Here is a 23435-nt window from a genome sequence, read left to right as displayed (position 1 = left end):
ACTTTTTATATTTTGTATTTATTACTTATTTATCAAATTCATTAAAATTTATATAGAAATATTACTTTTATTATATTTAATGATATTTAATATATCATTATGTCATAACACTCACAACTATTAAAAATAGTATAAATATACTGAAATAAATTATGCTTGATTTTAATCTTTTACGCAATGAACTTGAATTAATTTCTAAAAAATTAGCACGACGTGGTTTTTCATTAAATATAAAAAAATTCTCATCTATGGAGCGAAAAAGGAAAAAATTACAAATAAAAACCGAACAACTACAATTTAGTCGTAATCAATTATCAAAATTAATTGGACAAAAAAAAAATACCAATATAGATGTTACATTATTAATTAAGAAAGTAAGTAAAATTAATCAAGATTTAAGTATTATTCAATTAGAATTTAACGAATTGAAGGAAAAACTATATAATTTTTTAATCAATTTACCTAATATACCTGATAACAACATACCAGATGGGATAGAATCTATAAATAATAAAGAGATAATGCGTTGGGGAAAAATAAAAAAATATAATTTTCTAGTACAAGATCATGTTTATTTGGGAGAAAATGTACATGGATTTGACTGGAATACAGCAGCCAAAATGTCTGGATCCAGATTTGTCATTATGAAAGGGAAAATTGCTTTGTTACATCGTGCTTTAGGTCAATTTATGTTAGATATACATACACAAGAAAATGGATATTTAGAAACTAATGTACCGTATTTAGTTAATCAAAAAAGTTTATATGGAACTGGTCAATTACCTAAATTTAGTGATGATTTATTTCACATTAATGATTTATCTAAAAACAATAACAAAAATAATTATGTATTAATACCTACAGCGGAAGTCCCACTTACGAATATTATTCAAAATAAAATTTTAAAGGAAAACGAATTGCCCATTAAGCTAACAGCTCTTACTCCTTGTTTTCGGTCAGAATCTTCTTCTTATGGTAAAGACACCAGAGGTTTAATACGTATGCATCAATTTGACAAAGTAGAAATAGTTCAAATCGTGCATCCTGATAAATCTATGGAAGCATTGGAAAAATTAACAAATCATGCTGAAAAAATATTGCAATTATTAAAATTACCTTATAGAAAAGTATTATTATGTTCAGGTGAAATTGGTTTTTCTGCAACTAAAACTTACGATTTAGAAGCATGGTTTCCTAGTCAAAATATTTACCGAGAAATTTCTTCGTGTTCTAATATGTCGGATTTTCAAGCTCGTCGAATACAGGCTCGTTTTTTTAATGAATCAGATAAAAAAAAATATTTTGTTCATACTATTAATGGTTCTGGATTAGCAATAGGAAGAACATTAGCAGCAATTTTAGAAAATTATCAGTGTAAAAATGGTATTATTAAAGTACCAGAAGTATTAAGAAAACCTTATATGAATAATTTAAAATTTATATCTTAATGTAAATTTTACTGGTTACATTATCGAAATAATTAAAAAATTCTTTTAGAAATATTTTTTAATTCTATTATTAATAATTTTATTATGTATTTATTTTCGTTGAATTGAAGTTCATTCATAATTGCTAATCTTAATTATTCAAATAGATTATTAATAATTCGTAATTTTATTCATTAAAATAAATATATGTTTTAAATCTCTATTAAGAACAAGATCGATAAATTAAAAGATAGGGTGAAAATCATGAAAAAAATTTATAATTTCAGTGCTGGACCATCTATGTTACCTTTCTCAGTCTTGAATCAAATAAAAAAAGATTTATATAATTGGAAAGGATTAGGTATATCAGTAATGGAAATAAGTCATCGTAATGAACATTTTCTTCAATTAGTTCAGGAAATTGAACAAGATTTAAGAAATTTGTTAAAAATTCCATCCAATTATAAAATTTTATTTTGTCAAGGAGGTGCAAGAGGACAATTTTCTGCTGTTCCTATAAATTTGTTAGATAAATTTAGTAATAATCCGGATTATATAGAAAGTGGTTATTGGTCACAAGCAGCACGTATAGAAGCTGAAAAATATTGTGTTCCTAATATCATTAATATAAAAAAAGAACATAATGGAAAAAAAACTATTTTATCTCCATATAATTGGAAAATATCAAAAAAACCTGCATATATTCATTATTGTCCAAATGAAACTATAGATGGCATTGCTATTTATGAAGAACCTATTTTTGATAACAAAATTATTGTAGGTGATTTTTCTTCTACTATTTTATCAAGTTTTATTAATATAAAAAAATATGGTATTATTTATGCCAGTACTCAAAAAAATATTGGTATATCTGGAATAACTTTAGTTATTATTCGAGATGATTTATTAAAAAAATCAAACAATGTTGTACCTTCTATACTTGATTACAAAATATTATCTTACCATAATTCGATGTTTAACACTCCTTCTACTTTTTCCTGGTATGTATCTGGATTAATTTTGAAATGGTTAAAAGATATGGGTGGTATTAAAAAAATAGAATTGATTAATAAATTAAAATCGGATTTGTTATATAAAACAATAGATAGTAGTAATTTGTATTTTAATGATATTAATCATTTAAATCGATCTAATATGAATGTCACATTTCGATTATTAAAAGAAAATTTAACTAATTTGTTTGAAAAAGAATCGTACAATAATGGTTTACATGCTTTAAGAGGACATCGTATAGTAGGAGGATTTAGAGCTTCTATTTATAATGCTATGCCCATAGAAGGAATTAAAGAATTAATTAAATTTATGGTGTATTTTGAAAGTAGATACGGATAAAAATTTTAATTTAAATATTAATCTAATTAGAAGGAGATTATTTTGCATACTAAGGACTTTTTAACCTTAAATCCTATTAGTTATATTAATGGAAATATAAAATTGCCTGGTTCTAAAAGTATTTCCAATAGAGTGCTATTACTAAGCGCTGTAGCACACGGAAAAACATATTTAAAAAATTTATTAGTTAGTGATGATATATATCATATGTTACATGCTTTAAAAAAAATTGGTATTAAATATACTCTTTATAATAAAAAAACAGAATGTAAAATATATGGTCAAGGTAAACCATTTGAAATTAAAGAAAAATTGTCTTTGTTTTTAGGAAACGCAGGAACTGTAATGAGACCATTAGTTTCTATGTTTTCTTTAAGAAAAAATAATATTTTACTCACTGGTGATAATAGAATGAAAGAAAGACCTATTCATCATTTAGTAGATGTTTTAAGACAAGGAGGAGCTACAATTGAATATTATGATAATAAATATTATCCTCCTATTCATGTTAAAGGAGGATTTTTAGGAGGAAAATTAAAGATAAATGGTAGTATTTCTAGTCAGTTTTTAAGTGCATTATTGATGTCAGCTCCTCTTGCTGCGTTAGATACAGAAATTACGGTAAAAGGAGAACTTGTTTCTAAACCTTATATAGATATCACTTTAAATTTAATAAAATTGTTTGGAGTTATCATTCATAATAATGCTTATCGTTTTTTTTATATAAAAGGGAATCAAAAATATCAATCTCCTGGAAAATATTGGATAGAAGGTGATGCATCTTCAGCTTCTTATTTTTTAGCAGCAGCAGCAATTAAAGGTGGTACAGTATGTGTAACTGGCATCGGATCAAAAAGTATACAAGGAGATATTAATTTTGCTAATGTATTAAAAAATATGGGAGCAATTATCAATTGGGGAGATAAATTTATTTCATGTACTAGAAATACGTTATACGCTGTTAACTTAGATATGAATCATATTCCTGATTCAGCAATGACAATAGCTATTGTTGCACTTTTTGCTAAAGGTACAACTACTATTCGCAATATTTATAACTGGAGAGTTAAAGAAACTGATAGATTAGCTGCAATGTCTACAGAATTAAGGAAAATAGGTGCAGAAATCACAGAAGGAAAAGATTACATATCTATTACTCCTCCAAAAAAATTTTTAAATGCCAATATCGAAACTTACAATGATCATCGTATAGCTATGTGTTTTTCTTTAATAGCATTATCGAATGCTATTGTTTCAATTATAAATCCAAAATGTACTTCGAAAACATTTCCTAATTATTTTCCTGTATTATCAAGCATTAGTTTTAATTAATATATTTTATATGTATATTATTAGAGAACAATATTTTATTGATATATTAACAAAGACATTTTAAGATTAAATTTTATTTTTATTCTTAAGTATCATTAAATAATTTTATAATACTAAATTATATAAAATCATATATATTAGGAAAATGAATGAAAAAACTAGTTCCTGTGGTTGCAATTGATGGATCCAGTGGAGCTGGGAAGAGTGTGCTTAGTCAGAATATTTCTAAAGCATTGAAATGGAATTTACTTGAATCAGGATTTATATACAGATTAGTGTCATTTGTTATATTAAAAAATAAACTTTCTGTTGATACAAGGAACATTGATATTATTGAAAAAAAATTAGATTCTTATTTGGATTTGCAAAACAATTTTTTAAGAAATTATTATTTCATGAATGTTTTAAAAAAAAAATTGATGTTACAAAATATTGTAAATTTTGCATCGGAAATTGCTACTTTACCTCACATTAGAAAGTTTCTATTACATAAACAAAGATTATTTAGAAAATCTCCAGGTCTGGTAACTAATGGTCGTGATATGGGAACCGTAGTTTTTCCAGATGCTATAGTTAAAATATTTTTATACGCTGATATTAAAATTAGAGCCAAAAGACGTATTTCAGAATTACGAAATAACGGTATTAATACTAATTTTAATACTATTTTATCCGACATGCAAAAACGGGATCAACGGGACCAAAATAGATTATGTTGCCCTTTATCAGTGCCAAAAGATGCTTTGATGATAAATTCCACTGATATTACTATTGAAGAGGTATTTAATATCGCTATAAGCGCCATATATAAAAAACTAAATTAATTTTTTATTAAAATTTGATATTATAATTTTATGATAAGGAATATCGTAAATCATACAAATAACACTAATTTAGCAAGATGCTAAATCTACGTTTATAAAAAGTGTTTTAACATTATTAATATGACAGAATCTTTTTCCAAATTATTTACTGAATCTTTACAGGAAATTACAACTCAACCAGGATCTATTATTCAGGGTATAGTTGTTTCTATAAATAAGGATATCGTATTAGTCGATGCAGGTCTTAAATCGGAATCAGCTATTCCTGCTGAACAATTTAAAAATTCTCAAGGTAAGTTTGAAATAAAATTAGGAGATATAGTTGATGTAGCTTTAGATGCTATAGAAGATGGATTTGGTGAAACTATTTTATCACGCGAAAAAGCAAAGCGGCATGAATCTTGGATAATTTTAGAAAAAGCACACGAAAAATCTGATTCAGTGTTAGGGATAATTAATGGAAAAGTTAAAGGTGGATTTACAGTTGAATTAAATGATATTCGAGCATTTTTACCAGGATCTTTAGTTGATGTCAGACCGGTTCGTGAAACTATACATTTAGAAGGAAAAGAATTAGAATTTAAAGTAATTAAATTGGATAAAAAAAGAAATAACGTTGTAGTGTCTCGTCGAGCGGTGATAGAATCAGAAAATAGTGCAGAACGAGATTATCTTTTAAAAAATTTACAAGAAGGAATAGAAGTTAAAGGAATAGTAAAAAATCTTACTGATTATGGTGCTTTTGTAGATTTAGGTGGTGTAGATGGTTTACTGCACATTACTGATATGGCTTGGAAAAGAGTAAAACATCCTAGTGAAATAGTTAATGTAGGCGATGAAATTAATGTTAAAATTTTAAAATTTGATCGTGAGAAAACAAGAGTATCATTAGGTTTGAAACAATTAGGAGAAGATCCATGGATAGCCCTTTCTAAACGTTATCCTGAAGAAAAAAAAGTTACAGGTAGAGTAACCAATTTAACAGATTATGGATGTTTTGTTGAAATAGAAGAAGGTGTAGAAGGTCTTGTACATGTATCAGAAATGGATTGGACAAACAAAAACATTCATCCTTCTAAAGTAGTGAAAGTCAATGATATAGTACAAGTGATGGTATTAGATATAGATGAAGATCGTCGCCGAATTTCTCTAGGTTTAAAACAATGTAAGGTAAATCCTTGGAAAGAATTTTCAGAAATACATAAAAAAGGTAATAAAGTAGAAGGGAAGATTAAATCTATTACAGATTTTGGAATTTTTATTGGATTATCCGGTGGTATTGATGGATTAGTCCATTTATCTGATATTTCTTGGAGTAAATCTGGAGAGGAAGCTGTTCAAGAATATAAGAAAGGAGATGAAATATCTGCTGTTGTATTACAGGTAGATGCTGATCGAGAACGTATATCCTTAGGTATTAAACAATTAGAAGATGATCCTTTTCATACTTACATCATGAATAACAAAAAAGGATCTGTAGTTACTGGTAAAATAATTAAAAGTGATACAAAATCTTTCACCGTTGAATTATCAGACGGGGTAGAAGGTATTTTTAAACATTCTGATATATTATTTCCTGTTAATCATAATTTAGGAAAAGAAGTAAAATTTAATATCGGAGATTTCGTAGAAGCTAAATTAAATAACATTGACCGTAAAAATAGATTTATTCATCTTATTGTTCAATTAAAAGAAATAGAACCAGTCTTAAATTCTGATAATAAAACAGAAGATAAAAAATTTTCTAATGCTATGACAGAGGCATTTAAAGCGGCTAAAAATATAGAATAATTTTTTTTTAGTAAATAAAAATGTTTTAGAATATTAATTGATTCTTATATAAATAATAATATTTACTAGAGGATTTATGACTAAATCAGAATTGTTTAAAAAAATTTTTAAGTCTGTTAATTATATTCCAAAAAAAACAATAGATTCAGCAGTAAAAAAGATTTTAGAACACATAATTTATTCATTAAAACCAGGTAATCGTGTAGAAATTAGAGGATTTGGCAGTTTTTCTTTACATTATAGACATTCTAGGAAAAGTAGAAACCCTAAAACAGGTGATATAATTTATCTTGTAGATAAACATGTTCCTTATTTTAAAGCTGGTAAAAAATTAAGAGATAGAGTAAATTTATGATTTGTTTTTCTTATAAATGTTAACTATATTATAATTTAATACAACTAAGTAACTATCATTATGGTATTTTAACTTAGTTGTATTAATAGTTATATAATGTTTTAATTTAAAAGGTGAACTTTTAACATGAAAAAAAAGTTAATTATAGCTAATTGGAAGTTAAATGGTAATAAATTGAGTATTCTTAATTTTTTAAATCAATTGAATAAGTATGATTATAAAGAAAAAAAAGAAAAATGTAAAATAGTAATGTCTTTTCCAGTAATATATTTATATTTAGCTAAGACAATAATTTATAAAAAAAATATTTTTTTAGGAGCACAAAATGTAGATTTAAATCTTTGTGGTCCATTTACAGGAGAAATTTCTGTAAATATGTTAAAAGATATAGGTATCAATTATGTTATTCTTGGTCATTCTGAACGTCGAAAATACCATAAAGAAAATGATGCACTTATTGCAAAAAAATTTAAAATAGTTAAAGAAGCTAATTTAATTCCAATATTATGTGTTGGTGAAAATAAAGAAGAAAAAAAATTAGGAAAAACTCAAGAAGTATGTGCAAGACAATTAAACTCTGTTATTTCTATGTGGGGTCCGCAAATATTTAATGATACCATTATTGCTTATGAACCAATTTGGGCAATTGGTTCAGGGGAAACAGCTACTCCATGTTCTGTACAGAAAATACATAAATTTATTAAAGAATATATAAAAGAATACGATATTGCGAATTCTGAAAAAATAACAGTCCAATATGGTGGATCGGTAGATGAAAATAATGTAACTCAATTGTTATACGAAGCTGATATTGACGGTGTTTTGGTAGGAGGAGCTTCTTTAAATTATAACAAATTTAAAAAAATAATTGATATTGTAAATTCATTATAGTTTTTGAATATAAAATTAATTATTTTTATCTATATTTAATTTTATCAGTATATTTTTGATAAAAATAATTAATTTATATAATTTATATAATATATAAATTATATTTTATGTATAGATAATTGATTATAACATTTTAATATAATTTTTTTGCAATTTTTAACCAATCTTTTTTGAAAGTACGTTTCATATTTTTAAGAGCATAAGTAATATCATTATGTATCATAATGTCATTTTTTATTCCTATGCAATGTCCTTTATATCCTTTCAATAATAATTCTACAGAATAAGCACCCATTCTAGAGGCTAAAATTCGATCATAAGCAACAGGAGACCCTCCTCTTTGAATATGTCCTAAAATAGTGGCTCTAGTTTCTCTTTGAGTTTTTTTTTCAATATATTTTGCTAATTCTTCAACATCATAAATATATTCTGTTATTACTACTATGGCGTGTTTTTTACCTTTTTTGATACCTTTTTTTATTTCCTTTAGTAATTCTTCTCTTGTAGAATTAATTTCTGGTAACACAATAAACTCACATCCTCCTGCAATGGCAGCAGCAAGAGTTAAATCTCCACAATGTCTACCCATAATTTCTACAATAGAAATACGTTGATGAGAAGACGATGTGTCTCGTAATCGATCAATAGCATCTACAATAGTTTCTAATGCCGTAAAATATCCTATAGTATAATCTGTTCCGACTACGTCATTATCTATTGTACCTGGTAAACAAATACAAGGAAGACCCATTTCCGTTAATAATTTAGCTCCAATATAAGATCCATCTCCTCCGATTATTATAAGAAAATCTATTTCTTTTTTTTTTAAATTTCTAATGGCTATTTCTCTTACTTCAACCTCTTTAAATTTTGGAAAACGTGCAGAACCTAGAAAAGTACCCCCTCTATTAATCATATCAGAAACGCTATATCTATCTAATTTAACAATCCTATTATTATATAATCCTAAATAACCATCATAAATACCAAACACTTCTAGTTTTTTACTGAGTCCTGTCCTTACAATACCTCTGATAGCTGCATTCATACCAGGAGCATCACCTCCACTGGTAAGTATTCCTATTTTTTTAATCATATTTTCCTCATAATAAATATTATTATAAATTAAAAATAATTTTATTTAAATATGAACATTATGAATTATTTTTTAAATAAAAATATTTAATAGGTTCTAATTTTTTATTGAATTCATAAACGATAGGCATACCTGTAGGTATTTCTAATTCTAATATTTTATCATTTTCTATATTATTTAAATATTTTATTAATGCACGTAATGAATTACCATGAGCTACTATTATTATTTTTTTGTTTTTTTTTAAAGATGGAAAAATTATTTTATTCCAATAAGGGATAACTCTGTTTGTTGTTATTTCTAAACTTTCAGAAACTGGTAGTTCTTCGGGTTTTAAGTGAGAATAACGAATATCGTTACCAGGAAATCGTTTATCTAAAATATCTAGTTTAGGAGGAACAGTATTAAAACTTCTTCTCCATTTTTTTACTTGTTCTACTCCGTATTTTTCAGCAGTTTCTAATTTATTTAAACCCTGTAAAGCTCCATAATGTCTTTCATTTAAATGCCAAGATTTATTAATTGGAATCCAAGATTGATTAAGATCTTTGAGAATTAACCATAGAGTATGAATAGCTCTTTTTAACATTGAAGTATATGCTGTATCAAAAGTAAATTCTTTTAATTTTAATAATTGTGCGGCGTTTTTAGCTTCTCTTATACCTTTAGATGATAAATCTATATCTTCCCAACCGGTAAATTTATTAAGTTTATTCCATTTACTTTCACCATGTCTGATTAAAATTAATTTAGTGAATACCATGATTTGCCTTTTACATTATATTATGTTAAAAAATAAATAAATATTATTGCATAATAATTAAATATTTCCTATTGTTAAAATAGTAAATATTTTTTATTTCAATACTACTCATTAATATTTAATTAATTATATACATAAGAATTAATATTTTATAGAACAAAAACTACAAAGAATATATATATTTAATATATGAACTAAATTTGAGATATTTATATATTATTCTGTTAATAATTTGCTGAAAATAAATAATATATATTATTAATATGGACATAAAAGTTTTCGATAATGTTAAAAAATATATCTTAATTATTGATTTTTTCTTGGGAAAAAATTGAAATAATCTATTGATGTGAAATTGATTTGATAGGATTTCAAAATGAAATTAAAAAGAATAATTAATATATTAATACTTATATTTTTTATCACGACTATTTTTTCATGCAATCATTTAAATGATAAATATAAAAATATTAAAAATAAAAGAATCATAAATACAAATTTAAAAAAAATAAAAAAAAAATTGACAAGAATTTCTAATACACAATAAATTTTACAAAATTTATATAAAAATAATATCATTTATTTTAATTCTAATTAATTTAGTATTAATCCAATTTTTTTTAAAATATCTTGATATTATTGCTAACTGTTTATGTAATAATAAAAAAATAATATATGTATAGAAGGACATGCAGATAAAAATGGTTCTTTTAAATATAATTTTTTATTATCAGAAAAAAGAGTTAAAGAAATAAAATTATATCTTATTAGAAAAGGTGTTTTAGATAAAAAAATTTCTTCTTTTATTTACGGTGAAGATAAACAAGTCATTGATTGTAATACAGAATTATGTTACATGAATAACAGACGAGTAGTAATAAATTTTTATTCAACAGATTTATTAAAATTATATCAATTGGTGCTAAGATTAATCATAGCACCATAAATTTTTATATTTTATTTTTAAATTCATTAGATATAATGAATTATATATGTAGTATAATTCTATTAAAATCTTCTAATATTTTTTTTATACTTAAAAGAAATCCCACAGCTTCTTTTCCATCTATAATTCTGTGATCATAAGAAAGAGCTATGTACATCATAGGACGTATGCAAATTTTATTATCTATAACTACCGGACGGTCTTTAATATTATGTAACGCTAAAATAGCAGATTGAGGAGGATTAATAATTGGTGTAGAAAATAAAGAACCGAATATACCTCCATTTGTAATAGTAAAATTACCTCCTGTTAAATCTTCAATTTTTAATTTAGATTCATTCGCTTGTATTGCAAATTTTTTTATTTTTTTTTCAATTTCAGACATACTCATTAAATTTGCATTTCTTAATATAGGTGTAACTAAACCTTTTGAAGTAGAAACAGCGATACTGATATCATAGTAATGATATTGAATGATTTCGTCTTTATCAAGCATTGCATTAATTTCTGGAAAACGTTTTAATCCTTCTATTACTGCTTTAACGTAAAAAGACATAAAACCTAATTTTACTCCATATTTTTCTTTAAATTTTTCTCCGTATTTTTGCCTTAATTTAATGATTGGTTTCATATTTACTTCGTTAAAAGTAGTTAATATAGCTGTATTTTTTTTTACATTCAGTAATCTTTCTGCTATACATTTGCGTAAATTACTCATTTTAATTTTAGTTGTACTTCTTTCATATGTATGATTTATTTTTTTTTCTACGTTGTATTTTATTTGATTATTTTCATTATTTTTCTTTTTATTATTCATATATATTTCAATATCTTGAGGAGTAATTCTATTATTTACACCTGTTCCTTGAAATTTAAAATCTTTAATGTTATAGCAAGATATTAAACGCCTTACTGTCGGACTTAAAGTATCATTTATTTTTTTATTTAATGTTTGGTTATCGTTCAATTCTTTTTTTTCAGATATTTTTTTTTCTATTTTATCCAAAGATTTTTTTGTCACATTTTTAACGTTTTTTATTTTACCTAATATTTGTTGAGATCTTACTGTGGATCCTTGTACTTCAAAGATAGTATGCAAGATACCAGAAGAGATAGCAGGTACTTCTAAAATAATTTTATCAGTTTCTATTTCTACTAATATTTCATCTATTGTTACAATATCTCCTACATTTTTATGCCATTTTGCAACTTGAGCCGTATTAACTGATTCGGGTAAATGAGGTACGAGAATGTCAGAACTGTTCATATATCATTATCCTTTTATCAAATATGTATTTAATGCATTGTTGACAATCTCTTTTTGCTGTTTTTGATGAATGTAAAAGTTTCCTACAGCTGGAGAAGAGGATGCTGGACGTCCTATATATTTTAAAGATGAATTAATTGGTAATAATTTCTGTAAATTAGGTTGAATATAATTCCATGCTCCCTGATTACAAGGTTCTTCTTGACACCATATAAAATTTAAAACATTAGTATAAGACAGCATAATTTGGGAAAATAACATTTTAGGAAAAGGATACAATTTTTCAATACGAATGATAGCTGTGTCATTTTGTTTATTGATACGACGTTGTTGTAATAAATCATAATATATTTTTCCTGAACAAAAAATAACCTGCTTTAAAAACTCTACTGGTATAGAATCTATTTCATCTATAATTGCTAAAAAGTTTTTATGTTGTAATTCTGTAAAATCAGAAAAAGATAAAGGATGTCGTAAAAGTGATTTTGGAGACATAATAATAAGCGGTTTTGTTAAGGATTTTAAAACTTGACAACGCAATATATGGTAAATTTGGGCAGAAGTACTTGGTATACATATTATTATATTGTCTTCAGCAGCAAGTTGTAAATAACGTTCTAATCTAGCAGAAGAATGTTCAGGACCTTGTCCTTCATAACCATGAGGTAATAACATTACTAATCCACATTTATATCCCCATTTTTGTTCACCAGAACAAATAAATTGATCTATTACGACTTGTGCTACATTAGCAAAATCACCAAATTGTGCTTCCCAAACAGTTAAAATATCATTATTTGTACTAGAATAACCGTACTCAAAAGCTAAAACAGATTCTTCTGATAAAACAGAATCCCAAATATAAAATTTTCCTTTTTTATTTTTAATATTTTTAATAGGTATATAAATTGAACCATTACTTTGATCATGTATAACGGAATGACGATGAAAAAATGTACCACGACTGATATCTTCACCAGATAAACGACAAGAAATACCTTGACTCACTAAAGATGCATATGCTAAATTTTCAGCTGTTCCCCAATCTATTTTTTTTCTTCCATGAATCATTTCAAGTCTATCTTGGTATATTTTTCTCACTTTAGGATGCATGTCTATTTCATAAGGTATGGTATTTATAGAAATACCAATATTTTTTAATTCTTTAAAACTTAATTTTTTTATTTCAATGTTTTGTTTTATTTTATATTTTTTGTTTTTATTGATATTATTTATTTTATGTCGTATAAAAAAAGAATATTCTTCTTCTAATTTACATTTATTTTCATATTTAATCTTATTGTAATAATTTTTATTGATGATATTTTTTAATATTAAATGATTTCGATATATTTTTTGTACTGTAGGATGTTTATTAATTTTTTGATACATTATAGGCTGAGTGACATTAGGATCATCGGCTTCATTATGTCCTCTTCTTCTATAACAAACTAAATCTATAAAAACATCTCGTTTAAAATTAAAACGAAAATCTAATGCCATACGTGTTACAAATATTGCAGCTTCTGGATCATCAGCATTAACATGAAATATCGGACAATTGATTATTTTCGCGATATCAGTACAATAATCACTAGATCTAAGATTTTTTTTATCTGAAGTAGTAAAACCAATTTGATTATTAATGACTAAGTGAATAGATCCTCCAACGTTATAACCTTGTGTTTGTGACATATTTAGTGTTTCTTGAACTATTCCTTGTCCTGCAATTGAAGCATCTCCATGAATGACAACAGATAATATTTTATTAGTATCATACTTATTTAACATATCTAAATAAGCTCGGGAACAACCCATTACAACTGGATTAATTATTTCTAAATGAGAAGGATTACATTTTAAAATCAAATTTATAAATTTATCATTATATTTTATTTTTGAGTGATACCCTAAATGGTATTTTACATCTCCGCTTTTAAAGTGGTCTTGATAAGAATTAGAAAATTCATTAAATAAATTTCTTTCTTTTTTTCCAAAAACATTAATTAATACATTTAATCTTCCTCTATGAGCCATCCCAAATAGTATATCAGATACTTGTAGAGATCCTGAATAATTGATAATTTCATGTAGCATAGGAATTAATGTTTCAGAACCTTCTAAAGAAAATCTTTTGGCACCTGGAAACTTTTTAGAAAGAAATATTTCTAATTCTTCTGCATATATCAATTTTTTTAATATTTTTCTTTTTTCTTCTTTATTTAAAAAGTGTTCTTTTACAAAACGTTCTATGTAATTTTGAATCCATATTTTTTCTTTATTATCTTCTATATGCATATATTCAAAACCTATCGAATTACAATAAATTTTTTTTAGATTTTGATATAAATCAGTAGTAGAACTTAATTGATTATTTTTTTCAAAAAAATTTACATTGTTATCAATACATAAATCTGTTTCTGATAAATTATAATAATTTAAATTTAAATTAGGTATAGTTTGTTTTTGATATAGATTTAAAGGATCTAAACGAGCATTTTTATGGCCATCTTTACGAAAAGCATCAACTAATTGTGATATTTTATATTTTTTTAAAATAGTGGCATATGGATCTGTGGTGTTAATATGATATTTTTTTTTAGACAGTTGTTCTTTTTTTAGTTCTTCGTTATATATTTTAGAAAAAAATATTCTCCATTCTTTTTCAACAGAATTAGGGTTTACTAAAAATGTATCATATAAACTTTGAATATAAGTTTGATTATCTCCAGATAAATAAGAAGAGTTTAGCCAAGATGTTATCTTCGTATCTTTCATAATATTCTCTTAAAATTTCGTTTTTATAAAATTTTTATTTACATTATAAAAATATAATAAAATTATTTTTTATATTAAGTAATATGTTTTTAATTATATAACAGTTAAAAATTAAATAGGATTATTGGTATCAATAAATGTTATATCAAGATCATAATTATCTTTTAACCAATTGCCAAGTGCTATAATTCCATCTCTTTCACTAGCATGATGACCTATTGAGAAAAAGTGCAAAGAATTTTCTCTAGCAACATAAATTGTTTCTTCAGATACTTCTCCGGTTAAAAATGCATCTAAATTATAAAGATCAATTTTATTTATAAAATTTTGTCCTTTTCCACTACACCAAGCTATTTTAAAAATTTTAGAATTATATTTTGGCTTTTCATAGAAAGGGGTACGATTATATTTTTTCTTGATAATACTAGATAATTCTTCTCCTGATATACCATTATCAAATGTTCCCCATGGAACTAATGGCAAAAGATATCCTTGAATTTTAATATTTAATTTTTTTGCTATATGTGCATTATTTCCTAATTCTGTATGTGCATCTAATGGTAGATGCCAACTATACAAATTAATGTTATTACTGATAATAGTTTTTAATCTTTTTCTTTGCATATTTTTAATAATTTTTTCTGTGTTATTCCAAAAATAACCATGATGCACAATAATCGCAGTAGCATTTAATTTTACTGCTTGATCTAATAAATCTTGACATGCACTAACACCAGTAACTATTTTTTTTATATTTTTTAATCCTTCTATTTGTAATCCATTTGGAGCGTAATCTTGAAACATATGTGCGTTTAATTTTTTATTAATTATTTTTTCTAAATTAAAATTATTCATTTATAAATCACTTTTTTAAAGTAAAGATTTGGCTAGTTTAAAAACAGAAATAACGTTTTTTTTAGTTTTTTCATGATTAACTATTGGAATAGGATAATTAATTTTATTTCCTGTTCTTTGAGACCATAAATGGGGAGTAAAAATATCTGAATTTGGAATTGAACGTAATTCAGGAAGATATGTTTTGACAAAAATTCCTTCTTTATCGAATTTTTTTGCTTGATTTATGGGATTAAATATTTTAAAATATGGATTACTATTAATTCCAATAGAAGCTATCCATTGCCAATTTCCGTTATTTATAGCTAGATCTCCATCAATTAATTTTGATATAAAATATTTTTCTCCTTCTTTCCAATTTATTAAAAGATCTTTTACTAAAAAACTTGCAGTAATCATTCTAATACGATTATGCATCCATCCTAATTTATTTAATTGTCTCATACCAGCATCAACAATGGGATATCCAGTTTTCCCTTTTTGCCAAGCATTTAAATGTTCTTTGTTGTTATTCCATAATATTTTATTATCTAAATGAGATAGTGCTTTATTTTGACTTATTTCTGGATATCTAATTAATAAATATTTGTAAAACTCTCGCCATATTAACTCATTTAACCATAAACATTGATCTATTGTTTTTAGTTCATAATTTTTTTTTTTTAAAAGTAATGTTATACATTGACGAAAAGATAAAATTCCTATTGAAAAACTTGCGGATAAGAAACTAGTAGAATTTAAATTAGGGGAATGGTGTTCTGAATTATAATTTATTATTTTTTTATTTATAAAAAATAATAAATTATTTAAAGCACATTTTTCTCCAATAGGAAATAAACGTTCATCAATTTTTTCACGAGGATAAGTAAATTTTATAACGTTTTTTTCCATTTTTGAACATATTCTTATATTTGGTATAGGAAAAGATAGTGGTACTTGTTCTTGTATTTTTTTAATAATATTTTTTTTAAAGGAAGAAAAAATGTTATAAGGTTGTCCATTTTTTTTATGTATTTTATCAGGAGAAAATAATATTTCATCATGGAAAGCATAAGTAGAAATATTTTCTTTTTTAAGCATTTTTTTTATAAGATAGTCTCTTTTTCTTTCATTAAATTCATATTGATAATTATAAAAAATAGCATTTACTTTATGTTTTTTACAAAATATGATTAAAAATTTAATTGACGTTAAAAAATCTTCAGATTCGTAAAAATATAAAGGAATTCCTAATTGCATAATATTTTTTTTTAAAATTAATAAATTTTTATAAATATATTCAGATTTTTTAAAAGACATTAAGTGGGATTCCCACTGTTTAGGAGTAGCAATAAAAATAGATAACACATTTGCTTTCGTATTTTTACAAGCAGAGTACAATGCTGTATTATCATGGATTCGTAAATCATTACGAAACCACATAAGATGTACATTCATTTTTATTCCTTAACATTTTATATGTATTGAAAATCTATTATTGTATATATTTTAAAATATATAAAGATATTAATATACATTAGAAATTGTATTTGATATCGAATTTTTAGTTAAAATATATTTCTAATTCTTTATTTTTATGTTTATTTTATTATTGAAATACATGTAATTATTATAAAAAATATATAGATGTCAGTTTTTTGAAATTCAATAATATATTATATATTATTGATAATAAAAATTTAATTATATTTTACATATATTAATATTTATTGAAATCATAATAAAATTTTGATATACATAATTTATTTTATAAATATTGTTATCTAATAAAAGACTTTCTTTATCTGTTAATTTTAAAAAATTAAACATTTATTAGGTATATATCGTTATGTTAATAATTATTTTTTGTTAAAAAAATTAATTATTTTTTGGGTAAAAAAATGAAACCAATTGGCATATTTTTTGGAAGTGATACTGGTAATACAGAAAAAATTGCAAAATTAATTCACAAATATATAGGTTTAAAAAATGCTCAAATTTATGATATTTCTGAAACTAAAAAATCAGACATAGAATTTTTTGATATTTTAATTTTTGGGATACCAACATGGTATTATGGTGAAATACAATGTGATTGGGATAATTTTATGCCTATTTTAAAAGAAATTAATTTTGGGAAAAAAGTAGTTGCTTTATTTGGATGTGGAGATCAAGAAGATTATTCAGAATATTTTTGCGATGCAATAGGTATAATTTATAATATTGTAAGCAAAAGAGGAGCAAAAGTAATAGGAACATGGCCAAAAAAAGAATATAAATTTGAATCTTCTAAAGCTTTAAAAGATGCTAATAATTTTTATGGTATGATTATAGATGAAGATAGACAACCAGAAAAAAGTGAAAAAAGAGTAAAAATGTGGATTAAACAACTATATAGTGAATTATCATTCTATAATATTTAATAAGTAATATTATTAAAAAATAAAATAAAATTTATCATTTTGCATATTATTTTAAAAGACATTAAAAAAAATAAAAATTAATTTTATTTTTTTTAATGTGATATTAATCTTAGTTATTAAGATGCAATTAAAGCAACTAAATCTAAAACTTTGCTAGAATAACCACTTTCATTATCATACCAAGAAATTAGTTTAAAGAAATTATTATTCAAGGCTAATCCTGCTTTTGCATCAAAAATTGATGTTAACACTTCTCCGTTAAAATCTGTCGATACAACATCATCTTCTGTATAACCAATGATACCTTTCATTTCATTTTCTGAAGCATCTTTAATTATTTTGCAAATTTCTTCATAACTAGCTGATTTTTTTTGACGAATTGTTAAATCAACAACGGAAACGTTGGGTGTTGGAATTCGGAATGCAATTCCTGTTAATTTTCCATTTAGTTCAGGTAATACTTTACCTACTGCTATAGCTGCACCTGTTGAAGAAGGAATAATATTTTGTAAAGCACTTCTTCCTCCTCTCCAATCTTTATGAGAGGGACTATCTACTGTTTTTTGAGTAGCAGTAGTAGCATGAACTGTTGTCATTAATCCTTCAAGAATAGTGAATTTATCATTTATTATTTTAGCAAGTGGAGCTAGACAATTAGTAGTACATGATGCATTAGAAACAATTTTTTGACCAGCATATTTGTTAAAATTAGCACCTCTAACAAACATTGGAGTGTCATCTTTAGAAGGTCCTGTAATCACTACTTTTTTTGCACCAGCAATAATATGTTGGTAAGCACTTTCTTGAGTTAAGAAGATTCCTGTAGATTCTACAACAACATCAATTTTTAATGATTTCCACATCAATTTGGTGGGATTTTTTTCTGAAGAAAGATAAATGTTTTTATGATCTATTATTAAAAGGTTATCTTTCACTTCTATTTCTTTATGAAATCTTCCGTGAGTGGAATCATATTTCAACATATATCCGATATATTTTGGATCTAAAATATCATTAATAGCTACTATTTCAATATCGGAACGTAGTTGAGCCATACGAAATACTACTCTTCCTATACGTCCAAAACCGTTTATTCCTACTCTAATAGTCATATTGATTGCCAATTTTTATAAATTTTAGTTAATGTTATTTGATCAATAATTTTATATTTAAAATAAACTATTTAAAAAAATATGTTTATGTATATGTAATAAAGTTTTATGCAATTACTTAGTTTTATTTTAATAATGCAAACAATAAATATATTCAATTTACAATACTAGATGATATTTATATATACAATAATAAATAAAAATAAATCTATAAAATTAAAAGTTTGAAATATTTATCGTATAATAAAAAGCATTATATTTAATAAAAAAAATTTCGTACTTATATTACTCAGTTTTTATAAATTAAAATTTTTTATTAAAAATTTTTAATACATATAATTTTATATTTTATTTTTAATAAAGATCAAAAATAATTTTTATAATATTAATCTATTTTTTAATAAAAATGAATTGATATTTCAAATTTAAAAATTTTTATGTATATAAATAATTATTGGTTTTTAATAAACATAACAGTTCTACATCTAAAATAATAGTTAATAATAAATAATATTTAAAATATATTCATATTATTTTTAAATATAAATGTAACTTTTATATAAAAGAACTTAGTTAACTATAAACATATGAGAATAAAAAATTATGTCGGAACATATTATGTATTCATTACCGAAAAAAGCTGGAGAAAAAAAGATATTGGGTCAATTAACTAAATCGGCAATTTCTTTTGAATCTGCTAAAATTATTGAATGTTCAGATGATTTAGTAGTATTAATTACAAAAAATGTACAAGAATCACTAAAATTAAAAAAAGAAATACAATCATTTACAAAAAGAAAGATTCATATTTTTTTTGATTGGGAAACTTTACCATTTGATATTTTTTCTCCCAATCGAGATATTATTTCTTCTAGACTTTCTCTTTTATACAAATTACCTAAGTTACAAAAAACATTATTAATTATCTCTATAAATGCATTTTTACAAAAAGTCTGTCCTCATAAATATTTAAGTAACGAAGTATCAGTAATAAAAAAAAATATGCATATATCATATAATATGTTAATAAATATGTTAAAAGATAAAGGATATACATTAGTTAATCAAGTAATACAATATGGTGAATTTTCTGCTATAAATAATGTTATAGAATGTTTTTTTATAGGAAATAATTTACCATATAGATTATGTTTTTTAAATAATAAAATTTTTTCTATTAATAGTTTTGATATTAATACAAGAGAATTAATAAAGAATATAAAATCAATAACATTTATGCCTGCTCATGAATTTCCGATAAATCAAAATGGAAAAAATTTGTTTTTTTACCATTGGAAAAAAAATTTCCATACTGATCCAAAAAAAGATGTTATTTTTCAACAGGTTAAACAAGGTTTCTTTTCTTTAGGAATCGAATATTGGCAACCATTTTTTTTTAAAGATAAATTAGAAACAATTTTTGATTATTTACCTAAACATACGTTAATACTTTATTCGGAAAATATAAAGAAATATATCCTATTTTTTTGGAAAAAAATCAAAAAAAGATATTTTCACTTTTATAAAAATAAAGAACGGTTATTAATTCAACCTAATAAGCTTTGGATAGATTCAGATTTTTTTTTTCTTAATTTAAAAAAATGGCCACAAATTAAATTTAAAAAAAAAATAATATCGAAAAATATTCATAGTACTAATTTAAAATATTATTGTTTACCTGATATTTCTATTTCCGTAGATAATAATAAAAAAAATTACAAAAAATTAGCTAATTTTTTAAAATCATTTTTAGGTTCCATTATTTTTTTTACAAAAAATAAATCTAATTTACAAAAATTATCAGAATTATTAATAATTTTTAACATCAATATAAGAAAAATAAATACTTTAAATATACTAAAAAAAATAAAATGTTTAAAAAATAAAAAAAAATATTTCGGTGTAATTAATTTTTATGATCGTGGATTTATTGATGAAGATAGAAATATAGCGTTTATTTCTGAAAATGATATTAAAGTAAATTATCAAATTGATAATAATCAAGATTTAGATAAAAAAAACCATCTAGATATTACGATAAATAATTTATCTGATTTGAAAATAAACCAAATAATAGTACATTTTGAACATGGTATTGGCAGATATAAAGGATTAAAAACCATAGAACATGCAGGTGTTCAAGGTGAATATGTAATATTAGAATATGCTGAAAAAGTAAAGTTATATGTACCGGTTGCTTATTTACATTTGATCAGCCGATATACTGGTTTTTCAGAAAAAAATGTTACTTTACATAAATTAGGTGCTGATAATTGGAATAAAGTAAAAAGTAAAGCTATAAAAAAAATAAATGATACTGCTGCCATGTTATTAGATGTATATGCAAATAGAAAAGCTAAAAAAGGTTTTTCTTTTAAAATAAATATAGAACTATATGATCTTTTTTGTAATGATTTTCCATTTACGATTACTTCAGATCAAAAACAAGTAATAAATTCTGTTTTATACGATATGAGCAAACCAGTACCTATGGATAGATTAGTTTGTGGAGACGTTGGATTTGGTAAAACAGAAGTGGCGATGAGAGCTGCTTTTTTAGCAGTTTGCAATAATAAACAAGTAGTAGTACTAGTACCTACTACACTTTTAGCTCAACAACATTTTAATAATTTTAAAGAACGTTTTTTTAATTTTTCTTACAATATTATAATGTTATCTAGATTTTGTGATCCTAAAACATTATCTCTTGGTATAAGAGATGCACAAAATGGCAAGATAAATATTTTGATTGGTACTCATATAATTTTATTTAAAAAAATTAAGTTAAAAAACTTAGGTTTATTAATTGTAGATGAAGAACATAGATTTGGAGTTAGAGATAAAGAAAAAATTAAAGCTATGTGTTCAAATATAGATATATTAACATTAACTGCTACACCTATACCTCGTACATTAAATATGGCTATTAGTGGAATTCGAGATATGTCGGTTATCACAACTCCACCAGATAAAAGATTGACTGTAAAAACTTTTGTACGAGAATATGAAGATTCTCTTGTAAAAGAAGCAATTTTTAGAGAAATATTAAGAGGAGGACAAGTTTTTTATGTTTTTAATGAAGTAAAAAAAATTGATATTAAAGCTAAAAAAATTATAAAATTAGTTCCAGAAGCAAATGTAGCTGTTGCACATGGTCAAATGTGTATTCATGATTTAAAAAAAATTATGAACGATTTTTTTCAAAAAAAAATAAATGTATTAGTATGTACAACTATTATTGAAACAGGTATCGATATCCCTAACGCAAATACTATCATTATAGAACAAGCAGATTGTTTTGGTCTAGCTCAATTACATCAATTAAGAGGTAGAGTTGGTAGATCCTGTTATCAAGCATATGCGTGGTTTTTAATATCTGATTTTAAAAAAATTACATTAGATGCAAAAAAAAGACTTGATGCAATCATTTCTCTTAAAGATTTTGGTTCAGGTTTGACGTTAGCTATGCAAGATCTTGATATCAGAGGAGTTGGAGAAATATTAGGTGATGATCAAAGTGGACATGTTAAAAATATTGGTTTTTCTTTGTATACAGAATTGTTACAACATGCTGTAAAAAATATAAAAAATAAAAAACAATTATCGTTAGAAGATACTATAAAAAATCAACCTGAAGTAGAATTGCATATTTCAGCATTAATTCCTGCTGAATATATTTCTAACATCAATTTTCGGCTTTCTTATTATAAAAAAATGGCAGTAGTAAAAAATATACAAGAATTAATAGATATAGAACATGAATTAGAACATAAATTCGGATCTATTCCTCATGAAACAAAAAATTTAGTTATTTTATCCAAAATCAAATTAATAGCAAAAAAAATAGGAATTCAACGTGTTGAATCTAATAAAACAAAAAGTATTATCTGTTTTTTCGAGAAAAATATAATTGACACTGTATTTTTATTGAAAATATTAGAAAAAGAATTAAAACAGTGGAAATTTGAAAAACCTTATCGTTTGATATTTAAATATAAATTTCATTCCTGTTATCTTAGAATAAAATGGATATTGAATTTTATAGAAAAATTGGATTTAATTAAATAATTTTATTTATAAAATCGGTATATTTTTCTAATTGAGAAATATCAAAAACATATTTTCACAAAGTTAAAGTAAAAATTTTAATGAATGATTAAAAAATATTGTTCAATATATGAAACTAATTACTAAATTAATGAACATCTTTTCTAAAAAAATATTAATGTTAATTAATAACATT

The 23435-nt window shown here is 24.0% G+C and carries 17 protein-coding genes; 10 read left to right on the top strand and 7 right to left on the bottom strand.

Features of this window, described 5'->3' with window-relative positions; translation table 11 throughout:
* Positions 1–152: 152 nt before the first annotated feature.
* The 7 genes from serS to tpiA all read left to right on the top strand — a co-directional run bounded on the left by serS (position 153) and on the right by tpiA (position 7973).
* Positions 153–1448, top strand: coding sequence for a serine--tRNA ligase (serS, locus tag AB4W77_RS01375; RefSeq protein WP_367681238.1), 1296 nt, complete (start codon positions 153–155; stop codon positions 1446–1448).
* 243 nt (positions 1449–1691) lie between these two features.
* On the top strand, positions 1692–2780 hold the full coding sequence (gene serC / locus AB4W77_RS01370; RefSeq protein ID WP_367681237.1) for a 3-phosphoserine/phosphohydroxythreonine transaminase: 1089 nt from the start codon (positions 1692–1694) through the stop codon (positions 2778–2780).
* Positions 2781–2822: 42 nt separating this feature from the next.
* Entirely contained in the window at positions 2823–4112 is a 1290-nt protein-coding gene (gene aroA / locus AB4W77_RS01365; RefSeq protein WP_367681236.1) for a 3-phosphoshikimate 1-carboxyvinyltransferase, read from the top strand.
* A 149-nt stretch (positions 4113–4261) separates the two neighbouring features.
* On the top strand, positions 4262–4936 hold the full coding sequence (cmk, locus tag AB4W77_RS01360; protein ID WP_367681235.1) for a (d)CMP kinase: 675 nt from the start codon (positions 4262–4264) through the stop codon (positions 4934–4936).
* Positions 4937–5056: 120 nt separating this feature from the next.
* Positions 5057–6727 (top strand): 30S ribosomal protein S1, encoded by a 1671-nt coding sequence (gene rpsA / locus AB4W77_RS01355; protein ID WP_367681234.1) that lies wholly within the window; start codon positions 5057–5059, stop codon positions 6725–6727.
* A gap of 76 nt (positions 6728–6803) precedes the next feature.
* A complete protein-coding gene (ihfB, locus tag AB4W77_RS01350) occupies positions 6804–7082 on the top strand; it encodes an integration host factor subunit beta (protein ID WP_367681233.1) in 279 nt (92 codons plus the stop codon).
* 126 nt (positions 7083–7208) lie between these two features.
* Entirely contained in the window at positions 7209–7973 is a 765-nt protein-coding gene (gene tpiA, locus AB4W77_RS01345) for a triose-phosphate isomerase (RefSeq protein ID WP_367681232.1), read from the top strand.
* Positions 7974–8106: 133 nt separating this feature from the next.
* Here tpiA and pfkA read toward each other — a convergent pair whose 3' ends face one another.
* Positions 8107–9069, bottom strand: a complete 963-nt coding sequence (gene pfkA / locus AB4W77_RS01340) for a 6-phosphofructokinase (protein ID WP_367681231.1) — start codon at positions 9067–9069, stop codon at positions 8107–8109.
* Between the two features lie 58 nt (positions 9070–9127).
* Entirely contained in the window at positions 9128–9832 is a 705-nt protein-coding gene (gene gpmA / locus AB4W77_RS01335; RefSeq protein WP_367681230.1) for a 2,3-diphosphoglycerate-dependent phosphoglycerate mutase, read from the bottom strand.
* 673 nt (positions 9833–10505) lie between these two features.
* On the opposite strand from gpmA, the gene AB4W77_RS01330 reads away from it, so the two are divergent.
* Entirely contained in the window at positions 10506–10778 is a 273-nt protein-coding gene (locus AB4W77_RS01330; RefSeq protein WP_367681677.1) for an OmpA family protein, read from the top strand.
* Between the two features lie 40 nt (positions 10779–10818).
* On the opposite strand, the gene sucB is transcribed toward AB4W77_RS01330, so the two are convergent.
* The 4 genes from sucB to phrB all read right to left on the bottom strand — a co-directional run bounded on the left by sucB (position 10819) and on the right by phrB (position 17115).
* On the bottom strand, positions 10819–12045 hold the full coding sequence (gene sucB, locus AB4W77_RS01325; protein WP_367681229.1) for a dihydrolipoyllysine-residue succinyltransferase: 1227 nt from the start codon (positions 12043–12045) through the stop codon (positions 10819–10821).
* Between the two features lie 6 nt (positions 12046–12051).
* A complete protein-coding gene (locus AB4W77_RS01320; RefSeq protein WP_367681228.1) occupies positions 12052–14823 on the bottom strand; it encodes a 2-oxoglutarate dehydrogenase E1 component in 2772 nt (923 codons plus the stop codon).
* Positions 14824–14934: 111 nt separating this feature from the next.
* The gene (locus AB4W77_RS01315; RefSeq protein ID WP_367681227.1) at positions 14935–15678 is read right to left on the bottom strand and encodes a Nif3-like dinuclear metal center hexameric protein; all 744 of its coding nucleotides are present in this window, start codon (positions 15676–15678) and stop codon (positions 14935–14937) included.
* Positions 15679–15693: 15 nt separating this feature from the next.
* The gene (gene phrB / locus AB4W77_RS01310) at positions 15694–17115 is read right to left on the bottom strand and encodes a deoxyribodipyrimidine photo-lyase (RefSeq protein ID WP_367681226.1); all 1422 of its coding nucleotides are present in this window, start codon (positions 17113–17115) and stop codon (positions 15694–15696) included.
* Positions 17116–17558: 443 nt separating this feature from the next.
* On the opposite strand from phrB, the gene fldA reads away from it, so the two are divergent.
* Positions 17559–18080, top strand: a complete 522-nt coding sequence (fldA, locus tag AB4W77_RS01305) for a flavodoxin FldA (RefSeq protein ID WP_367681225.1) — start codon at positions 17559–17561, stop codon at positions 18078–18080.
* A 116-nt stretch (positions 18081–18196) separates the two neighbouring features.
* Here fldA and gap read toward each other — a convergent pair whose 3' ends face one another.
* A complete protein-coding gene (gene gap / locus AB4W77_RS01300) occupies positions 18197–19192 on the bottom strand; it encodes a type I glyceraldehyde-3-phosphate dehydrogenase (protein WP_367681224.1) in 996 nt (331 codons plus the stop codon).
* A 603-nt stretch (positions 19193–19795) separates the two neighbouring features.
* Between gap and mfd the strand changes: the two genes are divergently transcribed.
* Positions 19796–23260, top strand: a complete 3465-nt coding sequence (mfd, locus tag AB4W77_RS01295) for a transcription-repair coupling factor (protein WP_367681223.1) — start codon at positions 19796–19798, stop codon at positions 23258–23260.
* Positions 23261–23435 lie beyond the last annotated feature (175 nt).

Origin of the sequence: Buchnera aphidicola (Pemphigus immunis) (assembly GCF_964059115.1) — a bacterium.
Taxonomy (GTDB): Bacteria; Pseudomonadota; Gammaproteobacteria; order Enterobacterales; family Enterobacteriaceae; genus Buchnera_C; species Buchnera_C aphidicola_C.
This window is presented reverse-complemented; position numbering and strand designations above follow the sequence as displayed.

Bases quoted from the DNA above. Each gene is read 5' to 3' on its own strand.
- serS (WP_367681238.1), top strand. From the start codon at position 153: ATGCTTGATTTTAATCTTTTACGCAATGAACTTGAATTAATTTCTAAA.
- serC (WP_367681237.1), top strand. From the start codon at position 1,692: ATGAAAAAAATTTATAATTTCAGTGCTGGACCATCTATGTTACCTTTC.
- cmk (WP_367681235.1), top strand. From the start codon at position 4,262: ATGAAAAAACTAGTTCCTGTGGTTGCAATTGATGGATCCAGTGGAGCT.
- rpsA (WP_367681234.1), top strand. From the start codon at position 5,057: ATGACAGAATCTTTTTCCAAATTATTTACTGAATCTTTACAGGAAATT.
- ihfB (WP_367681233.1), top strand. From the start codon at position 6,804: ATGACTAAATCAGAATTGTTTAAAAAAATTTTTAAGTCTGTTAATTAT.
- tpiA (WP_367681232.1), top strand. From the start codon at position 7,209: ATGAAAAAAAAGTTAATTATAGCTAATTGGAAGTTAAATGGTAATAAA.
- pfkA (WP_367681231.1), bottom strand. From the start codon at position 9,069: ATGATTAAAAAAATAGGAATACTTACCAGTGGAGGTGATGCTCCTGGT.
- gpmA (WP_367681230.1), bottom strand. From the start codon at position 9,832: ATGGTATTCACTAAATTAATTTTAATCAGACATGGTGAAAGTAAATGG.
- sucB (WP_367681229.1), bottom strand. From the start codon at position 12,045: ATGAACAGTTCTGACATTCTCGTACCTCATTTACCCGAATCAGTTAAT.
- AB4W77_RS01320 (WP_367681228.1), bottom strand. From the start codon at position 14,823: ATGAAAGATACGAAGATAACATCTTGGCTAAACTCTTCTTATTTATCT.
- AB4W77_RS01315 (WP_367681227.1), bottom strand. From the start codon at position 15,678: ATGAATAATTTTAATTTAGAAAAAATAATTAATAAAAAATTAAACGCA.
- phrB (WP_367681226.1), bottom strand. From the start codon at position 17,115: ATGAATGTACATCTTATGTGGTTTCGTAATGATTTACGAATCCATGAT.
- fldA (WP_367681225.1), top strand. From the start codon at position 17,559: ATGAAACCAATTGGCATATTTTTTGGAAGTGATACTGGTAATACAGAA.
- gap (WP_367681224.1), bottom strand. From the start codon at position 19,192: ATGACTATTAGAGTAGGAATAAACGGTTTTGGACGTATAGGAAGAGTA.
- mfd (WP_367681223.1), top strand. From the start codon at position 19,796: ATGTCGGAACATATTATGTATTCATTACCGAAAAAAGCTGGAGAAAAA.